We start from the raw sequence: 15370 nt of genomic DNA, 5'->3' as shown, positions 1-15370 counted from the left end.
ACCGGCACAACACGACCTGGGGCCAAAATACGCCTAGCGCGGGCCCGCGGCACCCAGGCACAAGGGCTTTATGAGCATTATCGACAATCGCAAGGCCACGCACGACTATTTCATCGAAGACCGCTACGAGGCCGGCCTGGTGCTGCAAGGCTGGGAAGTCAAGGCGATCCGCGATGGCCGCGTGCAGCTCAAGGAAAGCTACGTCATCGTGCGCGACGGCGAGCTCTACCTGCTGGGCATGCACGTCAGCCCCCTGCCCACGGCCTCCACCCATATCCACCCCGACGCCATGCGCACGCGCAAGCTGCTGCTCAAGGCCGAGGAAATCAGCAAGCTCATCGGCAAGGTCGAGCAACGCGGCTACACGCTGGTGCCGCTCAACCTGCACTACAAGAACGGGCGCATCAAGCTGGACTTCGCGCTGGGCCGCGGCAAGAAGCTGTTCGACAAGCGCGATACCGCGCGCGAGAAAGACTGGCAGCGCGAGAAAGAGCGCATGATGAAGCACGACACCCGCGCCCCGCGCAAGGGCAAGGACGACTGATCAGGCGGCCTCGGGCAGCGTCTGGCGCTCGGCCTCCTGCCCCGGTCCCGTGATGCGGTTGCGCCCGGCCGACTTGGACGCATACAACTTGCGGTCGGTCCGCTCGAAAAACGCCTGCAGGCTCTCGCCGGGCATCCAGTCCGCGACTCCGGCGCTGAACGTATAGGAAATGGTGCTGCCGCCGTGCGCACAGGGCGTGCGCCGCACCGAATCCAGCAGCCGCTCCGCCACATCCATCACTGCATCGCTGCGCATGTCCGGAAACAGCACCGCGAACTCCTCGCCGCCGACGCGCCCGACGTGGTCGCCAGTGCGCAGCGTGGCGGTCGCCAGCAGGCCGAAATGGCGCAGCACCGCATCCCCGGCCGCGTGGCCATGGGTATCGTTGATGCGCTTGAAATAGTCGATATCCAGCAACAGCAGCGTCAGCGGCCGCCGCGTGCGCAGCGCCTGGGCGCAATAGCGCTCGGCCTGCAGCCACCACGCCTTGCGCGACATCAGGCCCGTCAGGAAGTCGGTGCTGGCCTCCTGTTCGCGGTCGGCCAGCATGCGGTCGTGGATGATCATGATGGTGCCCAGGGTCAGGCATGGCATCGTCAGCACGCCCAGCGTCATGAACGCGACGTTCCATGCCGTAGGCAGCAGCAGGGCCTGCGCGATGGCGATGTCGAACATGTAGACGACGGCCCGCGTTGCGCACACCAGCGCGGAGATCAGGGCCACCACGCGCACGAAATGGTAGCTGTAGCGCGACCGGTTCATCGGCATGCCGCGCTTGACCGTCATGGCGATGGCCACCATGAACCCGAACATCAGCCAGGACATGACCACCATGCGCGGCCCGACCTGGGGATCGATATAGGTGTAGTACGCCAGCGCCAGCAGCGCCGTACAGGAAGCCAGCGCCATGAGACGCTTGGGCACGGTCAGGCCGACCAGCCGGCGCAATCCCGTGTAATAGGCGCAAAGCGCCAGGGCAACGGCGGTGTTCGCCGCCATCACCGACACCCACAGCGGCGCCTCGGTGACCTGGAAGGCGTAAAGCCCGAAAGCCGCCAGCGTCAGCAGGTTGGCGCGTATCGCCTCCTTGATGCCCGCCATGCCGCTGCGGGCCAGCGACCCCAGCACGCACAGCGCAAGCACTCCCGCCAATGCTGCTATCAAAAGCAAGTTAACGGGAGCGATCATCGTCAGGCGCCGCCAGGCGCGGTTATCAGCTGTTGCGGGTGGACTTCACGATGGTCATGGCGGAGGCGATCATGCCGCCCACATCCGCCAGATTCGCCGGCAGGATCAAGGTGTTGCCTTCCTTGGCGACATTGCCGAAGGCCTCGACGTAGCGCTCGGCCACCTTCAGGTTCACCGCTTCCATGCCGCCCGGCTGGCGCACGGAGTCCGCCACCTGGGTGATGGCCTTGGCGGTGGCCTCGGCGATCGCCAGCACCGCGGCGGCCTCGCCCTGGGCCTGGTTGATCTGGGCCTGCTTCTCGCCTTCGGAACGGGCGATGGCGGCTTCGCGCTCGCCGGTGGCGATATTGATCTGTTCCTGGCGGCGGCCTTCCGAGGCCGCGATCAGCGCGCGCTTTTCACGTTCGGCGGTGATCTGCGCCTGCATCGCGCGCAGGATCTCGTTGGGCGGCGTCAAGTCCTTGATCTCGTAGCGCAGCACCTTCACGCCCCAGTTCAGCGCCGCCTCGTCCAGCGAAGAGACGATGTTGCTGTTGATGGAGTCGCGCTCTTCGAAGGTGCGGTCCAGTTCCATCTTGCCGATGACCGAACGCAGGGTCGTCTGCGCCAGCTGGGTGATGGCCGAGATGTAGTTCGACGAGCCATACGACGCGCGCATCGGATCGGTCACCTGGAAATACAGCACGCCGTCGACCTGCAGCTGCGTGTTGTCGCGCGTGATGCAGACCTGGCTGGGCACGTCCAGCGGGATTTCCTTGAGCGAGTGCTTGTACGACACGCGCTCGATGAACGGAATGACGAAGCCCGCGCCGGGCGACAGGACCCGGTCGAACTTGCCCAGGCGCTCGACCACCCAGGCGTGCTGCTGAGGCACGATGGCGATCGCCTTGATGACTATCAGTATCGCCAGCGCGACGATGACGAGCAGGACGATGGTGGATGTATCGATCATCATGATTCGGAGCCTCTCCTTCTGGTAAATACATATGCGGGAAACGTCCGGACCTTGCGGACGCCCGCAGCCGGTCCCGCCCGCGGCGGGATGGCCTTCGTCAGACCGAACCCGGCACGCCCCTGGGGGCCAGCACCAGGATCGAGCCGCGCATTTCGATGATGGTTTGTTCTCCGGCCACAGGCGGCTGGCCCTGGGCCAGCTCTGCCTGCCAGTGCGCGCCGCGGTACCAGACGCGCGCGGTGCCCTGGTCGGACCAGGCTTCTACCGACACCGTCTGGCCGATGTCCAGGTTGACGTCGGCGTTGCGGGCGGAATCGACCTCGCGCTTTTTCAGCACGCGGGTCTTGCGCAGCACCAGCAAACCCAGCAGCAGCACGATGCCGCAGCCTACCAGTTGCCATTCCAGGCCTGTGCCGAACCATGCGGCCACGCCCCCCGCCGCCAGCCCCAGGGCCACCAGCAGCAGATAGAAAGTGCCGGTCGCCAATTCCCCGATCAGGGCCAGCGCAGCCAATCCCAGCCAAATCCACATAGTCTTCGTTCGCCCGAAAGGATGAGTCTCTGAGCGGAATTGTACGTATTTCCGGGACGGAACGGAAAAGCGCCTTTCATCACGGATCGGAGGGCTGGATTATGATGTGCGCTGGCGGTGGATCTCCCCCTGGAACCCGGCGCCCGCATCCTTTACGCACAAGCCCCCAATGACCGCTGCAATACCCACCGCTCTCCCCGTCCTGATCCTGCACACCGGCGATCCGGACGACACGCTCAAAAGCCAGTTCGGCGGCTATGCCGAACAACTCGCGCAGGCCGCCGGCCTGACCGCCGAGGCCATGGAAATCGTGCCCGTCCATGAAGGCAAGCGGCCGCAGGCTCCCGCCCGTTATCGCGCCGCGCTGATCACGGGTTCGCCCGCCATGGTGACCGACAAGGAACCCTGGAGCGAGGACACCGCCGCCTGGCTGCGCGAAGCCGCCGCAGCCGGCCTGCCCATGTTCGGCGTCTGCTACGGCCATCAGTTGCTGGCCTACGCGCTGGGCGGCAAGGTCGGCTACAACCCCGCCGGGCGCGAAGTCGGCACCCAGACCGTGGAACTGCTGCCGCCCGCGGCCGGCGACAAGCTGCTGGCCGGACTGCCGTCCACCTTCCCCGCCCAGATGCTGCATGCGCAGACCGTGCTGCAGCCGCCGCCTGGCGCCGCCGTGCTGGCGCGCTCGGACCTGGACGAACACCAGATGATCCGCATCGGCCGCAACGTGTTCTCGACCCAGTTCCATCCCGAATTTGGCCCTGACTTCATCCGCGCCCATCTGGAACGCTTCGGCCGCCGCTATGCGGCTGAAAATCTCGACGTCCCGGGGCTGTCCGCCAATGTCCGCGCCACGCCCGTCGCGGGCGGCCTCCTGCGGCGCTTTCTGGACGCCTACGCACCCGCGTAGCGCCCCGCGCGGCCACCGCGCAATATACGGAGTGCGGCGGCGGAAGGCTTTTGAGACGATGGGTCCAAGCGCGCGAATCCACGCGCAACAGGAGCTTTTTCATGAACCAAGCCGCCGCCCTGAGCAAACAGCACGCCGCCGCCATCGAGCGCGCCTGCCGCGCCCTGGAAGCCGAGCAGCCGCCGGATCTGTCCACCCTGGCCGAACAGGCCGGCATGAGCCGCTTCCATTTCCACCGCGTCTTCAAGGCGGCCACCGGCATCACCCCCAAGGCCTACGCCGACGCCCTGCGCGCCAGCCGCGCCCGCCAGCATCTGAAGCAGAGCGCGAGCGTCACGGACGCCATGTACGACGCCGGCTTCAATTCCAGCGGCCGCTTCTACGAAGCCGCTCCCGCCATCCTGGGCATGACGCCCACCGCCTTTCGCAAGAGTGGCGAGGGCGTGGATATCCGCTTCGCGGTGGCGCAATGCTCCCTGGGCGCGCTGCTGGTGGCGGCGAGCGATACCGGCATCTGCGAAATCGCGCTGCACGAAGACCCGGAACAATTGGTGCGCAACCTGCAGGACCGCTTCAAGGCCGCCCGCCTGATCGGCGCGGACGCGCAATTCGAAGGCTGGGTGGCGGCCGTGGTGGGCTTCGTCGAAGACCCCTCTCGCGGCCTGGACCTGCCCCTGGACGTACGCGGCACGGCCTTCCAGCGCCAGGTATGGCAAGCCCTGCGCGAGATCCCCGTGGGTGAAACCGCCACCTATACCGACATCGCCGAACGCATCGGCTCCCCACGCGCCGTGCGCGCCGTGGCCCGCGCCTGCGCCACCAACAACATCGCGCTGGCCATTCCCTGCCACCGGGTGGTGCGCACGGATGGCTCGCTGGCTGGCTACCGCTGGGGCATAGACCGCAAGCGCGAACTGATTGCGCGCGAAGCGCTGGCGGCGTAGCCCTTTCCCGCCTGCACGCATAAAAAAAACCCCGCGCCCTTGCAGGCGCGGGGTTTTCACATCGGCAAACCGATCAGCTCTTGGCCAGGCGCTGCCAGGTATCGACAACGGTGTCCGGGTTGAGCGACATCGACAGGATGCCCTCTTCCTTCAGCCATTGCGCGAAGTCCGGGTGATCGCTGGGGCCTTGGCCGCAGATGCCCACGTACTTGTTGGCGGCCAGGCAAGCCTTGATCGCGCGGCGCAGCATGAACTTCACGGCCTCGTCGCGTTCGTCAAAGTCGGCGGCCAGCAGCTCCATGCCCGAATCGCGATCCAGGCCCAGCGTCAGCTGGGTCATGTCGTTCGAACCGATCGAGAAGCCGTCGAAGTACTGCAGGAATTCGTCGGCCAGGATGGCGTTGGACGGCACTTCGCACATCATGATGAGCTTCAGGCCGTTTTCGCCGCGCGCCAGGCCGTGCTTGGCCAGCAGGTCCACGACCTTGGCCGCCTGGCCCAGGGTGCGGACGAAGGGCACCATGATCTCGACGTTGGTCAGGCCCATTTCATCGCGCACCTTCTTGAGCGCTTCGCATTCCATGCGGAAGCACTCGGCGAAGTCCTCGGCGATGTAGCGCGACGCGCCGCGGAAGCCCAGCATGGGGTTTTCTTCCTCGGGCTCGTAGCGCGAACCGCCGACCAGCTTGCGGTACTCGTTGGACTTGAAGTCCGACATGCGCACGATGACGGGCTTGGGGTAGAAGGCGGCGGCGATGGTCGCCACGCCTTCGGCCATCTTCTCGACGAAGAAGGCGCGCGGGCTGGCATGGCCGCGGGCGGCCGATTCCACGGCCTTCTTCAGTTCGCCATCAACGTTCGGGTAGTCCAGCACCGCCTTGGGGTGGATGCCGATGTTGTTGTTGATGATGAATTCCAGGCGGGCCAGGCCCACGCCGCCGTTGGGGATCTGGGCGAAGTCGAAAGCCAGCTGCGGGTTGCCCACGTTCATCATGATCTTCAGATCGATGGGGGGCATGTCGCCGCGACGCACTTCTTCCACTTCGGTTTCGATCAGGCCGTCATAGATGCGGCCTTCGTCGCCCTCGGCGCAAGACACGGTCACGGCCTGGCCTTCCTTGAGCAGGTCGGTCGCGTTGCCGCAGCCCACGACTGCCGGAATGCCCAGCTCGCGCGCGATGATCGCCGCGTGGCAGGTGCGGCCGCCGCGGTTGGTGACGATGGCCGAGGCGCGCTTCATCACGGGCTCCCAGTTGGGATCCGTCATGTCGGTGACCAGAACGTCGCCGGGCTGGACCTTGTCCATGTCGGAGATGTCGCCGACCACGCGCACCGGACCCGCGCCGATCTTCTGGCCGATCGCGCGGCCGGTGATCAGGACCTGGCCGGTGGCCTTCAGGCGGTAGCGCTGCTGCACGTCGTTGGCGCCCTGCTGCGACTTCACCGTTTCCGGACGCGCCTGCAGGATGTAGATCTTGCCGTCGATGCCGTCGCGGCCCCACTCGATGTCCATCGGGCGGCCGTAGTGCTTTTCAATGATGACGGCGTAGCGAGCCAGCTCGTTGACCTCGTCGTCGGTCAGCGAATAGCGGTTGCGCTCGGACACCGGCACGTCGACCGTGCGCACGGCGCGGCCTTCGGGACGCTCGGGATCGAACTCCATCTTGATCAGCTTGGAGCCGATGCGACGACCCACGATCGGGTAGTGGCCCTGGGCCAGCGTCGGCTTGAAGACGTAGAACTCGTCGGGGTTGACCGCGCCCTGCACCACCGTTTCGCCCAGGCCGTAGGACGAGGTGATGAAGACCACGTCCTGGAAGCCCGATTCCGTGTCGATGGTGAACATGACGCCGGCGCTGCCCTTGTCGGAACGCACCATGCGCTGGATGCCGGCCGACAGCGCGACGTCGGCGTGGGCGTAGCCCTTGTGCACGCGATAGGAAATGGCGCGGTCGTTGTACAGCGACGCGAACACGTGGCGGATCTTGTCCAGCACGTCGTCGATGCCGACGACGTTCAGGAAGGTTTCCTGCTGGCCGGCGAACGAAGCGTCGGGCAGGTCTTCGGCGGTGGCGGAGGAGCGCACGGCGAACGAGCCCTTGCCATCAGCGTCGAGCTTGGCAAAGGCGGTACGGATCTGCGATTCGAACTCGGGCGAGAACGGCGCGTCGATGATCCATTGACGGATCTGCGAGCCGGCGTTGGCCAGTTCGCGCACGTCTTCGGGGTTCAGCGTGGTCAGGCGTTCGGCGATGCGCTTGTCCAGGCCGGAGGCCTGGAGGAAGTCGCGGAAAGCATCAGCGGTCGTGGCAAAGCCGCCCGGCACGCGGACACCCGCGCCAGACAGCTGGCTGATCATTTCACCTAGTGATGCGTTCTTGCCTCCTACCGAGTCCACGTCCGTCATGCGGAGCTGCTCGAACAAAACAACGTACGACATTGAAGTCACCTTTTACAATGGAATGAAAGCGAGTTTGGTCAATGCGTCGGAAAGCTGGATCACAGCCCCGATTTACGCGCTGACCAAACTGGCCTTGGACCGCCCTTGGGGTGACTTATAGGGGCCTGATTGTACTCGGTGGAGTGCGTCCGGCCATCTGCCTGGTTGGAATTTTTTACACATGACATCTACCCCGATCGTACGCACGGTATACATCGTTTCCGACAGTACCGGCATCACCGCAGAAACCTTCAGCCAGTCAGTGCTTTCGCAGTTTGAAGAGGTCAATTTCAAGCCTGTCCGCCTGCCCTTTGTCGACACGCTGGAAAAGGCCGCGGAAGTGGCCATGCGCATCGATCGCAGCGCCCAGGAGGCCGGTGTTCCCCCGATCGTGTTCAGCACCCTGGTCAATCCGGATATCCTGGCACGCGTTCGCCAGGCGAACGGCGTTTTCCTGGACCTGTTTGGCACTTTCGTCAGCCACATCGAGCAGGCGCTGGGCCTGAAGTCCAGCCATTCCATCGGCCGCTCGCACATGCAGGCCAATTCGGAAAAATACCGCAACCGCATCGACGCCATCAACTTCAGCCTGGCGCATGACGACGGCCAGTTCGTCAACCAGCTGGACCAGGCGGACGTGATCCTGGTTGGCGTATCGCGCTGCGGCAAGACGCCCACCAGCCTGTACCTGGCCATGCAATACGCCATCAAGGCGGCCAACTTCCCGCTGACGCCGGACGATTTCGAGCGCGGCACCCTGCCCTCGACCATCGCCCCGCACCGCGGCAAGCTGTTCGGCCTGTCGATCCAGCCCGAGCGCCTGGCCGAAGTCCGCAACGAGCGCCGCCCCAACAGCCGCTACGCGCAGCTGGAGCAATGCCGCTACGAAGTGGCCGAGGCCGAACGCATGATGCGCCGCGAGGGCATTTCCTGGCTGTCCAGCACCACCAAATCGATCGAGGAGATCGCCACGACGGTGCTGCAGGAAGTCGGCCTGGACCGGGGCTGAAAACGACAAGGGCGCGCCCGTGGCGCGCCCTTTCCTGCAACGTGCTCCGGATCAGGGACGCAGCTTGACGCGTTCGCGCGAACCCGCGCCCCAGTACTTCAGCGGTCCCATTTCCTGTTGGGCGGTCGCCTCCGAGTCTTCCAGGCGCATGTCCTGGCGACCCACATTGGACGAATTGCCGCTCACGCCTTCGATGCTCAAGCGCACGTAACGGGTCTGGCCCGGGGCCAGCGTGAACGACAGTTGTTCGTCGTCGCGCAAGGTGTCGACCACGTACTGGCCGGCAGGCCGGTTCACGTAAAAGAAGCTGCCCGGCTTGGAACGGCCGACCTTGACGCCGTTCACGCGCAGGTATGGCTGGGCCGACACCACGCCAACCGGCGCCGGCGGCTGGTAGAAGTAGATCCGCCCCGTTTCCGGCACCATCATGGGGATGGTGCTGGCGACGTCCTTGTACCGGGGTCCGCCGCAACCTGCCAACAAGGCCGCGCCCAGCACGGCGGCAGCCACCATCTTGAACCTGCGCTTCATTCCGTCTTCTCCGATTTGCCGATCCCGCTGGCCACCCAACATGATGGGTCCAGGCGCGAAAGTATGTGAATGAATTTAAACACTACATATTGTAATTTTACTCATAGCGCAGCGGCTCGCGCTCGCGGCGTCCCGCACCCCAATAGCGCAGGTCAGACATCGCCTGCACGGCTACGTCAGCGGAGCCCTCCAATCTCAGGACCTGCCTGCCGCCCGCAATATCGACGCGCACGTATTGGGTCTGCCCGGCGGCCAGCGGAACCTTGAGCGCGTCCTTGCGCTCCTTGCGGTCAGTGGCGGTGATCACTTCCACCTCGCCGGGCGCGCGGTCCACGAAGAAGAAACGACCGGATTTGGAGCGACCGACCTTGCGGCCGTCGACCAGGATCGCGGGCTGCGCGACCTTGCCGCCGTTGGACGTCACGGGCTGGTAGAAGTAAATCCGGCCTTCCGCAGCCTCCAGCGCCGGGATGCGGTCCGCCACATCGCCGTACCGGGGACCGGCGCACGCAGAAAGCAACACCGCCGCGCCCAGCGCGGCAAGACTCGATTTGATCCAGCTTTTCATGTCCCGTCCTTGATCGGATCCCGGCCGCCAGACGCGGCTCAGGACCGCTCCGGCTCGGGCAAACGGGGCAGTATAAACAGGGGACGGTGCCCGCAATCCGCGGAAAAGCGGCGAAACGAAGGGCAGATCGGCGTTCAGTCCGGCTTGTCGCGCAAAGCCTGGCGCCGCTGCTCGAAAAGGCAGATCGCGGCTGCGGCGCCCACATTGAGCGATTCCATCGCCACCATGTCGTGCGGAATACGCACCTTGAGGCTGGCGGCGGCAATCAGCTCCGCTGCCACGCCCTGGCCTTCGTGGCCGAACACCCAGGCGCAACGTTCCGGCAACAAGCCTTCGTACAGATCGCGCGCGCCGTCCAGCGCGGTCGCCACCAGCGGCACCTTCAGCCGCGGCAGCAAGGCAGCCAGATCCACGTGTTCGTGGATGGCCAAGGCGAAATGGGCGCCCTGGCCGCTGCGCAGCACCTTGGGAGACCAGGCCGCGGCCGTGCCCGTGGCCAGGAAGACGCGCTTCACGCCCGCTGCGGCGCAGGTGCGCAGCAACGTGCCGACATTGCCGGGATCCTGGATGCGGTCGAACAGCACGCAGTTCTCGTCCACAGCGTCAGGCAAGTCCAGAACCGGCGGCGTCACCTGAAAGGCCACGCCCTGCCCGCTTTCCACGGCTGCCAGGGACTGCATCAAGCGCGCGTCCAGGGCCAGGCAGTCGCGGTCCGGCACAGCGGCCGCAAGCGCCGCTATGTCGGGCTGGGACAAGCGCTCCACATCGAAGATGGCCTGATCGGGCGCGCCGTGATGCTGCAGCCAGGCCTGGCACAGGTGGACGCCATCCAGCAGCACCGGCGCGCCGCGCTTGCCCGCCGTGCCGGCCAGCTTGGCCAGCGCCTTGACTGCGGGATTGTCGCGAGAACTGATGTGCTTCATGAAGTCAGGCCGAAGGCCTTGATGGGGGCGAAGCTGCGCCGGTGTTCGGCGCAGGGGCCGTGCTCGCGCAGCATCTCCAGATGCAGCGGGGTGCCATAACCCTTGTGCTGATCGAAGGCATATTGGGGATACAGGGCATGCAGGCGCAGCAGGTCTGCATCGCGCGCGGTCTTGGCAAGAATGGAAGCCGCGGAAATCGCGGGCACCAGGGCGTCGCCCTTGATGACGGTCTGCACGGTGCAGCCGAGCTTGGGAGCCTGGTTGCCATCCACCAGCGCCAGCTGCGGCAAGGTGGACAAGCCCTGCACCGCGCGCTGCATCGCCAGCATCGTGGCGCGCAGGATGTTCATGCTGTCGATCTCGGCCACGCTGGCGCTGGCGATGCACCAGGCCACGGCAAATTCCTGGATCTCGAGCGCCAGCGCCTCGCGCGTGGCGGCCTTGAGCACCTTGGAATCCGCCAGGCCCGCGATGGGCCGGGCCGGATCCAGAATGACCGCCGCCGCGTACACGGCGCCCGCCAGCGGGCCGCGGCCCGCCTCGTCCACGCCTGCCGTGATCATGACGGGCTGTTCAGGAGCCGCGAACAAGTCAGGCTGCTCCACCGGCCACCTCCAGGATCGCCTGCGCAGCCAGCGCGGGCGTGTCGCGCAGCAGCTCCTGATGCAGGGCGGTAAAGCGGGCTTCGATGCGCGCCCTGCCCGCGTCGTCGGTCAGGGACGTCCAGGTCGCCTCCGCGAGTTTCTCGGGCGTGGCGTCGTCCTGCAGCAGCTCCGGCACGGCAAAATCGCGCAGCAGTACGTTCGGCAACCCCACCCAGGGCAGGTAGGGACGCTGCTGGCCGGACTTCCAGGCCATGATGCGGCGCATCCAGGGCGACAGCACGTAGGAAATCACCATGGGCCGCTTGTACAGCGCCGTTTCCAGGGTGGCGGTGCCGCTGGCCACCAGCACTGCCGTGGCCGCTTCCATGACGGACCAGGCCACGGGCGCCTGGCGCTCTCCGCCCTCGCCGTGCAGATCGTTCGCGGTGACGCAGCGCAGTCCAGGCACGGGGTGTTGGGCCAGGATGGCCTGGAACTCCGCGCGCCGCTGGTCGTTGACCATGGGGACGACGCATTGCAGGGCCGGATCCTTCTTCTGCAGGATCTGCGCGGCTTGCAGGAAGCGCGGCGCCAGCAGACGGATCTCCGACGAGCGGCTACCCGGCAGGATCGCCAGCACGCGCGCATTCTGGTCGATGCCCAGACGCTCGCGCGCCGCGGCGCGGTCGGGCTGCATGGGCACGGCGCCAGCCAGCGGATGGCCCACATAGGTGACCGGAATGCCTTCCTTGCGGTAGATCTCTTCCTCGAACGGGAACAGCACCAGCATGTGCGACACCGACTCGCGGATCTTATGGATCCGCTCATAGCGCCAGGCCCAGATCGACGGTCCGACGAAATGCACGGTGGGCGTGCCCGCCTGGCGCAACTGGTGTTCCAGCCGCAGATTGAAGTCCGGCGCATCGATACCGACGAACACGTCGGGCGGCTGCGCCAACCAGCGCCGCTTGACGTCGCGATAGGTGCCAAGCAGGCTGGGCAGGCGCTTGAGCGCGTCGACATAGCCGAACACGGTCAAGGCATGCATGGGGTGCCAGGTATCGAAGCCGCGGGCCTGCATTTGCGGCCCGCCGATACCCTCGCAGCGCACGCCGGCGTCGCGCGCTTGCAGACCGGCAATGATGCGACCGGCCAGCAGGTCGCCCGAAGGCTCGCCGGCCACCATGCCGATCCGAGCGTTCATGGACGGATGATGCCGCGGCTCGCGACGTCCAGGAAGTCGAGCATGGTCTGCAGGTGCGGGGCGACCTCGGGCTCCGCCTGCTGGCGGGCGCGCAGTTCGGCCCGCGCCGCGTCCAGGGACAGGCCCCGGCGGTAGATGATCTTGTAGGCGTCGCGCAGCGCCGCAATGTCGGCGGCCGTAAAGCCGCGGCGCTTCAGTCCTTCGACGTTGACGCCCACCGGACGGCACGGATTGCCCGCAGCCAGCACGAACGGCGGCGTGTCCTGCATCAGGGAGCTGTTGCCGCCCGTCATGCTGTGCGCGCCGATGCGCGAAAACTGGTGCACGCCGGTCAGGCCGCCCACGATGGCCCAATCGCCAACGTGGACGTGGCCGCCCAGCTGCACCGAATTGGCCAGGATGGTGTTGCTGCCGATGTGGCAATCGTGTGCAACGTGCACGTACGCCATGACCCAGTTGTCGTCGGCAATCGTCGTAACGCCGCCGTCCTGCACGGTGCCCGTGTTGAGCGTGACGAATTCCCGGAACGTATTGCGGTCGCCGATTTCCAGGCGGGTAGGCTCGCCCTGGTACTTCTTGTCCTGCGGCATGCCGCCAATCGAGCAGTACCGGTAGAAACGGTTGTCGCGCCCGATGGTCGTCACCCCGTCCACCATGCAGTACGGGCCGATCTCGGTGCCCGCGCCTATGGTCACGTTGGGACCGATGGTCGCGAACGGACCGACCACGACGGTCGGGTCGAGCTTTGCCGCCGGATCAACGACGGCGGTGGGGTGAATGTTTCCTGCCATTTACTCTTCCAGGCTGCGAATCGCGCACATCAGCTTGGCCGAAGCGACTTCCTGGCCATCCACCGTCGCGCGCGCTTGATACTTACAGATGCTGCGGCTCAGGCGTTCGGCTTCGACCTCGATGCGCAACTGGTCGCCCGGCACCACGGGGCGGCGGAAACGCGCGCCGTCGATGCCGACCAGGTAATACGCGGTCTTGGAACCTTCGCACTTCAGGCCGCCATTCTCGTCGGTGAACGAGAACAGGGCGGAGGCCTGAGCCATGGCTTCCACGATGAGCACGCCCGGCATCACCGGGTGGTGCGGGAAATGGCCGTTGAAAAACGGTTCATTGATCGAGACGTTCTTGATGGCCACGATGGACTTGCCAGGCACCATTTCGACGACGCGGTCAATCAGCAGCATCGGATAACGATGCGGCAGCCTCTCCATGATCCCCTTGATGTCGAGTTCCATTTTTCTATGCTTTCCTGCGAAGTAAAGTAATTGTGCGGCGCGGACGCGCCAGGGGCGGCGATGCGCCGCCCTAGTCTTTTTCCAGCGTCCGCACGCGCCGGCGCAATTGCGCCAACTGTTGTATCACGGCGGCGTTGCGCTGCCATTCGCCATGTTCCGCGTACGGGAAGACCCCGGTGTAGCGGCCAGGCTTCGAGATGCTGGACGTCACCGCGGTGCCGCCGGAGACATGCACATCGTCGCCCAGCGTGAGGTGTCCGGACAGCATGGCCGCTCCGCCTATGGTGCAGCGCTCGCCGATGGTGGTCGAGCCAGCCACGCCCACGCAGGCCGCAATCGCGGTATGCGCGCCGATCCGGCAGTTGTGGGCCACCATGATCTGGTTGTCCAGCTTGACGCCATCGGCCAGGACGGTGTCTTCCAGCGCGCCCCGGTCGACGGTGGTGTTGGCGCCGATTTCGACGTCGTCACCGACCGTCACGCCGCCGAGCTGGGGAATCTTGCCCCAGGCGCCCTTGCCCAGCGTGGGATCCGGCGCGAAACCGAAACCATCCGCGCCCAGCACAGCGCCGCTATGAATGATGGCGCGTGCGCCCACCTTGACGCCGTCGTACAGCGTGACGTGGGCGTACAGCCGGCTGCCAGGGCCGACGGACGAGCCTGCGCCAATGACGCAGCCAGGTCCGAGCACGGTATCGCGGCCGATGCGGGCGCCGGATTCGACGACGCAATTCGGGCCGATGCGCACGCCTTCTTCGATGATGGCGTCAGCGGCGACCACCGCGGAAGGATGCGTGGACGCGGGCAGCTCGGGCCGTCTCGCGGCATCGAACCATTGCGCCACGCGGGCGTAAAGCAGATAGGGATGCTGACAGACGACCAGCGCGAACGGCGGCCGGGCGTTGCCCTCGGCCTCCAGAGCCTGCGCCACGTCCGGCGAGACGATGACGGCGCCAGCCTGCGTGGCGCCTAGCTGGCTCTGGTAGCGGGGGTTGGCCAGGAAAGCGATTTCCTGCCGACCCGCCGATGACAGGGTTCCGATGCCGCAGACCCGCATGGGGTCCGCGCCGGGAACCGCGCTGATGCGCCAGTCCATCCCCTGGGTGTTGGCGGCGCTCAACAGTGTTTCCAGCGTTGGCGCGCGGGCAAGATCCAGTAGAACCGGCATAACGTGACGGGTGCTGCTTACTTGCCCAGGCTCTGGATCACCTTGTCGGTGATGTCGATGCGCGGGTTGACGGTCACTGCGTCCTGGATGATCAGGTCGTAGTTTTCCTGCTCGGCGATGCGCTTGATGGCGTCGTTGGCCTTCGTCACGATGCCCGAGAATTCTTCGTTGCGGCGGCGGTTGAAGTCTTCCTGGAACTCGCGGCGCTTGCGCTGCAGGTCGGTATCCAGGTTGGACAGTTCACGCTGGCGCTTGACGCGATCGGACTCCGACAGGACAGGCGCGTCCTTGTCGAACTTCTCGGCTTGCGAACGCAGGCTGTTGTTCAGGCGCTGAAGCTCGTCGTCGCGCTTCTTGAATTCAGCTTCGATCTTGCTTTGCGCTGCCTTGGCCGGACCCGACTCGCGCAGGATCCGCTCGGTATTGACGAAACCGATCTTCGTGCCTTGGGCCTGCGCGGGAATCGCAGCAGCCGAACCGAGAATGAGCGCACCTACCAGGGCAATGGAGCCGCCCAGTTTGCCGCGGCGCGTGGTGCGCAGCGATTTCGAGGTTTTAAGTGCGGAATCAGACATCATGAAAATCTCACCTTCCAGTAAGGCAAAGCCAAAGTGTGTATTGTGCCA

Annotated in this window: 17 protein-coding genes; 4 read left to right on the top strand and 13 right to left on the bottom strand. The window is 65.7% G+C overall.

Features of this window, described 5'->3' with window-relative positions; translation table 11 throughout:
- Positions 1-70 precede the first annotated feature (70 nt).
- Complete coding sequence (smpB, locus tag HV766_RS06490; RefSeq protein WP_054456738.1) at positions 71-544, top strand: SsrA-binding protein SmpB; 474 nt, start codon at positions 71-73, stop codon at positions 542-544.
- Here the strand turns inward: smpB and HV766_RS06485 are convergent, their stop codons facing one another.
- From HV766_RS06485 to HV766_RS06475, 3 genes are all read right to left on the bottom strand, one after another.
- Positions 545-1732, bottom strand: a complete 1188-nt coding sequence (locus HV766_RS06485) for a GGDEF domain-containing protein (protein WP_175180813.1) — start codon at positions 1730-1732, stop codon at positions 545-547.
- A 25-nt stretch (positions 1733-1757) separates the two neighbouring features.
- Complete coding sequence (locus tag HV766_RS06480; RefSeq protein WP_054456873.1) at positions 1758-2684, bottom strand: SPFH domain-containing protein; 927 nt, start codon at positions 2682-2684, stop codon at positions 1758-1760.
- Between the two features lie 100 nt (positions 2685-2784).
- Complete coding sequence (locus HV766_RS06475) at positions 2785-3219, bottom strand: NfeD family protein (RefSeq protein WP_175180812.1); 435 nt, start codon at positions 3217-3219, stop codon at positions 2785-2787.
- 169 nt (positions 3220-3388) lie between these two features.
- Between HV766_RS06475 and HV766_RS06470 the strand changes: the two genes are divergently transcribed.
- Positions 3389-4126 carry a glutamine amidotransferase gene (locus HV766_RS06470; RefSeq protein WP_054456735.1) on the top strand — a complete coding sequence of 246 codons (738 nt, stop codon included), beginning with the start codon at positions 3389-3391 and terminating at the stop codon, positions 4124-4126.
- A gap of 101 nt (positions 4127-4227) precedes the next feature.
- Positions 4228-5070: a bifunctional transcriptional activator/DNA repair enzyme AdaA gene (locus tag HV766_RS06465; RefSeq protein WP_054456734.1), complete on the top strand. Its 843-nt coding sequence runs from the start codon at positions 4228-4230 to the stop codon at positions 5068-5070.
- Between the two features lie 73 nt (positions 5071-5143).
- Here HV766_RS06465 and ppsA read toward each other — a convergent pair whose 3' ends face one another.
- On the bottom strand, positions 5144-7510 hold the full coding sequence (ppsA, locus tag HV766_RS06460) for a phosphoenolpyruvate synthase (RefSeq protein ID WP_175180811.1): 2367 nt from the start codon (positions 7508-7510) through the stop codon (positions 5144-5146).
- A 181-nt stretch (positions 7511-7691) separates the two neighbouring features.
- Here ppsA and ppsR point away from each other — a divergent pair, with 181 nt between their 5' ends.
- Positions 7692-8519, top strand: coding sequence for a posphoenolpyruvate synthetase regulatory kinase/phosphorylase PpsR (ppsR, locus tag HV766_RS06455; protein WP_042793329.1), 828 nt, complete (start codon positions 7692-7694; stop codon positions 8517-8519).
- Positions 8520-8570: 51 nt separating this feature from the next.
- On the opposite strand, the gene HV766_RS06450 is transcribed toward ppsR, so the two are convergent.
- The 9 genes from HV766_RS06450 to HV766_RS06410 all read right to left on the bottom strand — a co-directional run bounded on the left by HV766_RS06450 (position 8571) and on the right by HV766_RS06410 (position 15322).
- Complete coding sequence (locus tag HV766_RS06450; protein ID WP_125470832.1) at positions 8571-9050, bottom strand: DUF2846 domain-containing protein; 480 nt, start codon at positions 9048-9050, stop codon at positions 8571-8573.
- A gap of 97 nt (positions 9051-9147) precedes the next feature.
- On the bottom strand, positions 9148-9618 hold the full coding sequence (locus HV766_RS06445; RefSeq protein WP_175180810.1) for a DUF2846 domain-containing protein: 471 nt from the start codon (positions 9616-9618) through the stop codon (positions 9148-9150).
- Positions 9619-9752: 134 nt separating this feature from the next.
- A complete protein-coding gene (locus HV766_RS06440; RefSeq protein ID WP_175180809.1) occupies positions 9753-10541 on the bottom strand; it encodes a TrmH family RNA methyltransferase in 789 nt (262 codons plus the stop codon).
- Complete coding sequence (gene rnhB, locus HV766_RS06435; protein WP_370127902.1) at positions 10538-11146, bottom strand: ribonuclease HII; 609 nt, start codon at positions 11144-11146, stop codon at positions 10538-10540. Before rnhB ends, HV766_RS06440 begins: the two co-directional genes overlap by 4 nt.
- A complete protein-coding gene (lpxB, locus tag HV766_RS06430) occupies positions 11133-12329 on the bottom strand; it encodes a lipid-A-disaccharide synthase (protein WP_054456728.1) in 1197 nt (398 codons plus the stop codon). The genes rnhB and lpxB overlap by 14 nt, the downstream gene beginning before the upstream one ends.
- On the bottom strand, positions 12326-13120 hold the full coding sequence (lpxA, locus tag HV766_RS06425; protein WP_125470835.1) for an acyl-ACP--UDP-N-acetylglucosamine O-acyltransferase: 795 nt from the start codon (positions 13118-13120) through the stop codon (positions 12326-12328). The genes lpxB and lpxA overlap by 4 nt, the downstream gene beginning before the upstream one ends.
- Entirely contained in the window at positions 13121-13576 is a 456-nt protein-coding gene (fabZ, locus tag HV766_RS06420) for a 3-hydroxyacyl-ACP dehydratase FabZ (RefSeq protein WP_008167730.1), read from the bottom strand.
- 70 nt (positions 13577-13646) lie between these two features.
- A complete protein-coding gene (gene lpxD / locus HV766_RS06415) occupies positions 13647-14744 on the bottom strand; it encodes a UDP-3-O-(3-hydroxymyristoyl)glucosamine N-acyltransferase (protein ID WP_118933669.1) in 1098 nt (365 codons plus the stop codon).
- A 17-nt stretch (positions 14745-14761) separates the two neighbouring features.
- On the bottom strand, positions 14762-15322 hold the full coding sequence (locus HV766_RS06410; RefSeq protein WP_054456725.1) for an OmpH/Skp family outer membrane protein: 561 nt from the start codon (positions 15320-15322) through the stop codon (positions 14762-14764).
- Positions 15323-15370 lie beyond the last annotated feature (48 nt).

Origin of the sequence: Achromobacter aegrifaciens (genome assembly GCF_902859735.1) — a bacterium.
Lineage (GTDB): Bacteria > Pseudomonadota > Gammaproteobacteria > Burkholderiales > Burkholderiaceae_B > Achromobacter > Achromobacter aegrifaciens.
This window is presented reverse-complemented; position numbering and strand designations above follow the sequence as displayed.

Coding starts and splice junctions, on each gene's coding strand:
- smpB (WP_054456738.1), top strand. CDS start 71: ATGAGCATTATCGACAATCGCAAGGCCACGCACGACTATTTCATCGAA.
- HV766_RS06485 (WP_175180813.1), bottom strand. CDS start 1,732: ATGATCGCTCCCGTTAACTTGCTTTTGATAGCAGCATTGGCGGGAGTG.
- HV766_RS06480 (WP_054456873.1), bottom strand. CDS start 2,684: ATGATCGATACATCCACCATCGTCCTGCTCGTCATCGTCGCGCTGGCG.
- HV766_RS06475 (WP_175180812.1), bottom strand. CDS start 3,219: ATGTGGATTTGGCTGGGATTGGCTGCGCTGGCCCTGATCGGGGAATTG.
- HV766_RS06470 (WP_054456735.1), top strand. CDS start 3,389: ATGACCGCTGCAATACCCACCGCTCTCCCCGTCCTGATCCTGCACACC.
- HV766_RS06465 (WP_054456734.1), top strand. CDS start 4,228: ATGAACCAAGCCGCCGCCCTGAGCAAACAGCACGCCGCCGCCATCGAG.
- ppsA (WP_175180811.1), bottom strand. CDS start 7,510: ATGTCGTACGTTGTTTTGTTCGAGCAGCTCCGCATGACGGACGTGGAC.
- ppsR (WP_042793329.1), top strand. CDS start 7,692: ATGACATCTACCCCGATCGTACGCACGGTATACATCGTTTCCGACAGT.
- HV766_RS06450 (WP_125470832.1), bottom strand. CDS start 9,050: ATGAAGCGCAGGTTCAAGATGGTGGCTGCCGCCGTGCTGGGCGCGGCC.
- HV766_RS06445 (WP_175180810.1), bottom strand. CDS start 9,618: ATGAAAAGCTGGATCAAATCGAGTCTTGCCGCGCTGGGCGCGGCGGTG.
- HV766_RS06440 (WP_175180809.1), bottom strand. CDS start 10,541: ATGAAGCACATCAGTTCTCGCGACAATCCCGCAGTCAAGGCGCTGGCC.
- lpxB (WP_054456728.1), bottom strand. CDS start 12,329: ATGAACGCTCGGATCGGCATGGTGGCCGGCGAGCCTTCGGGCGACCTG.
- lpxA (WP_125470835.1), bottom strand. CDS start 13,120: ATGGCAGGAAACATTCACCCCACCGCCGTCGTTGATCCGGCGGCAAAG.
- fabZ (WP_008167730.1), bottom strand. CDS start 13,576: ATGGAACTCGACATCAAGGGGATCATGGAGAGGCTGCCGCATCGTTAT.
- lpxD (WP_118933669.1), bottom strand. CDS start 14,744: ATGCCGGTTCTACTGGATCTTGCCCGCGCGCCAACGCTGGAAACACTG.
- HV766_RS06410 (WP_054456725.1), bottom strand. CDS start 15,322: ATGATGTCTGATTCCGCACTTAAAACCTCGAAATCGCTGCGCACCACG.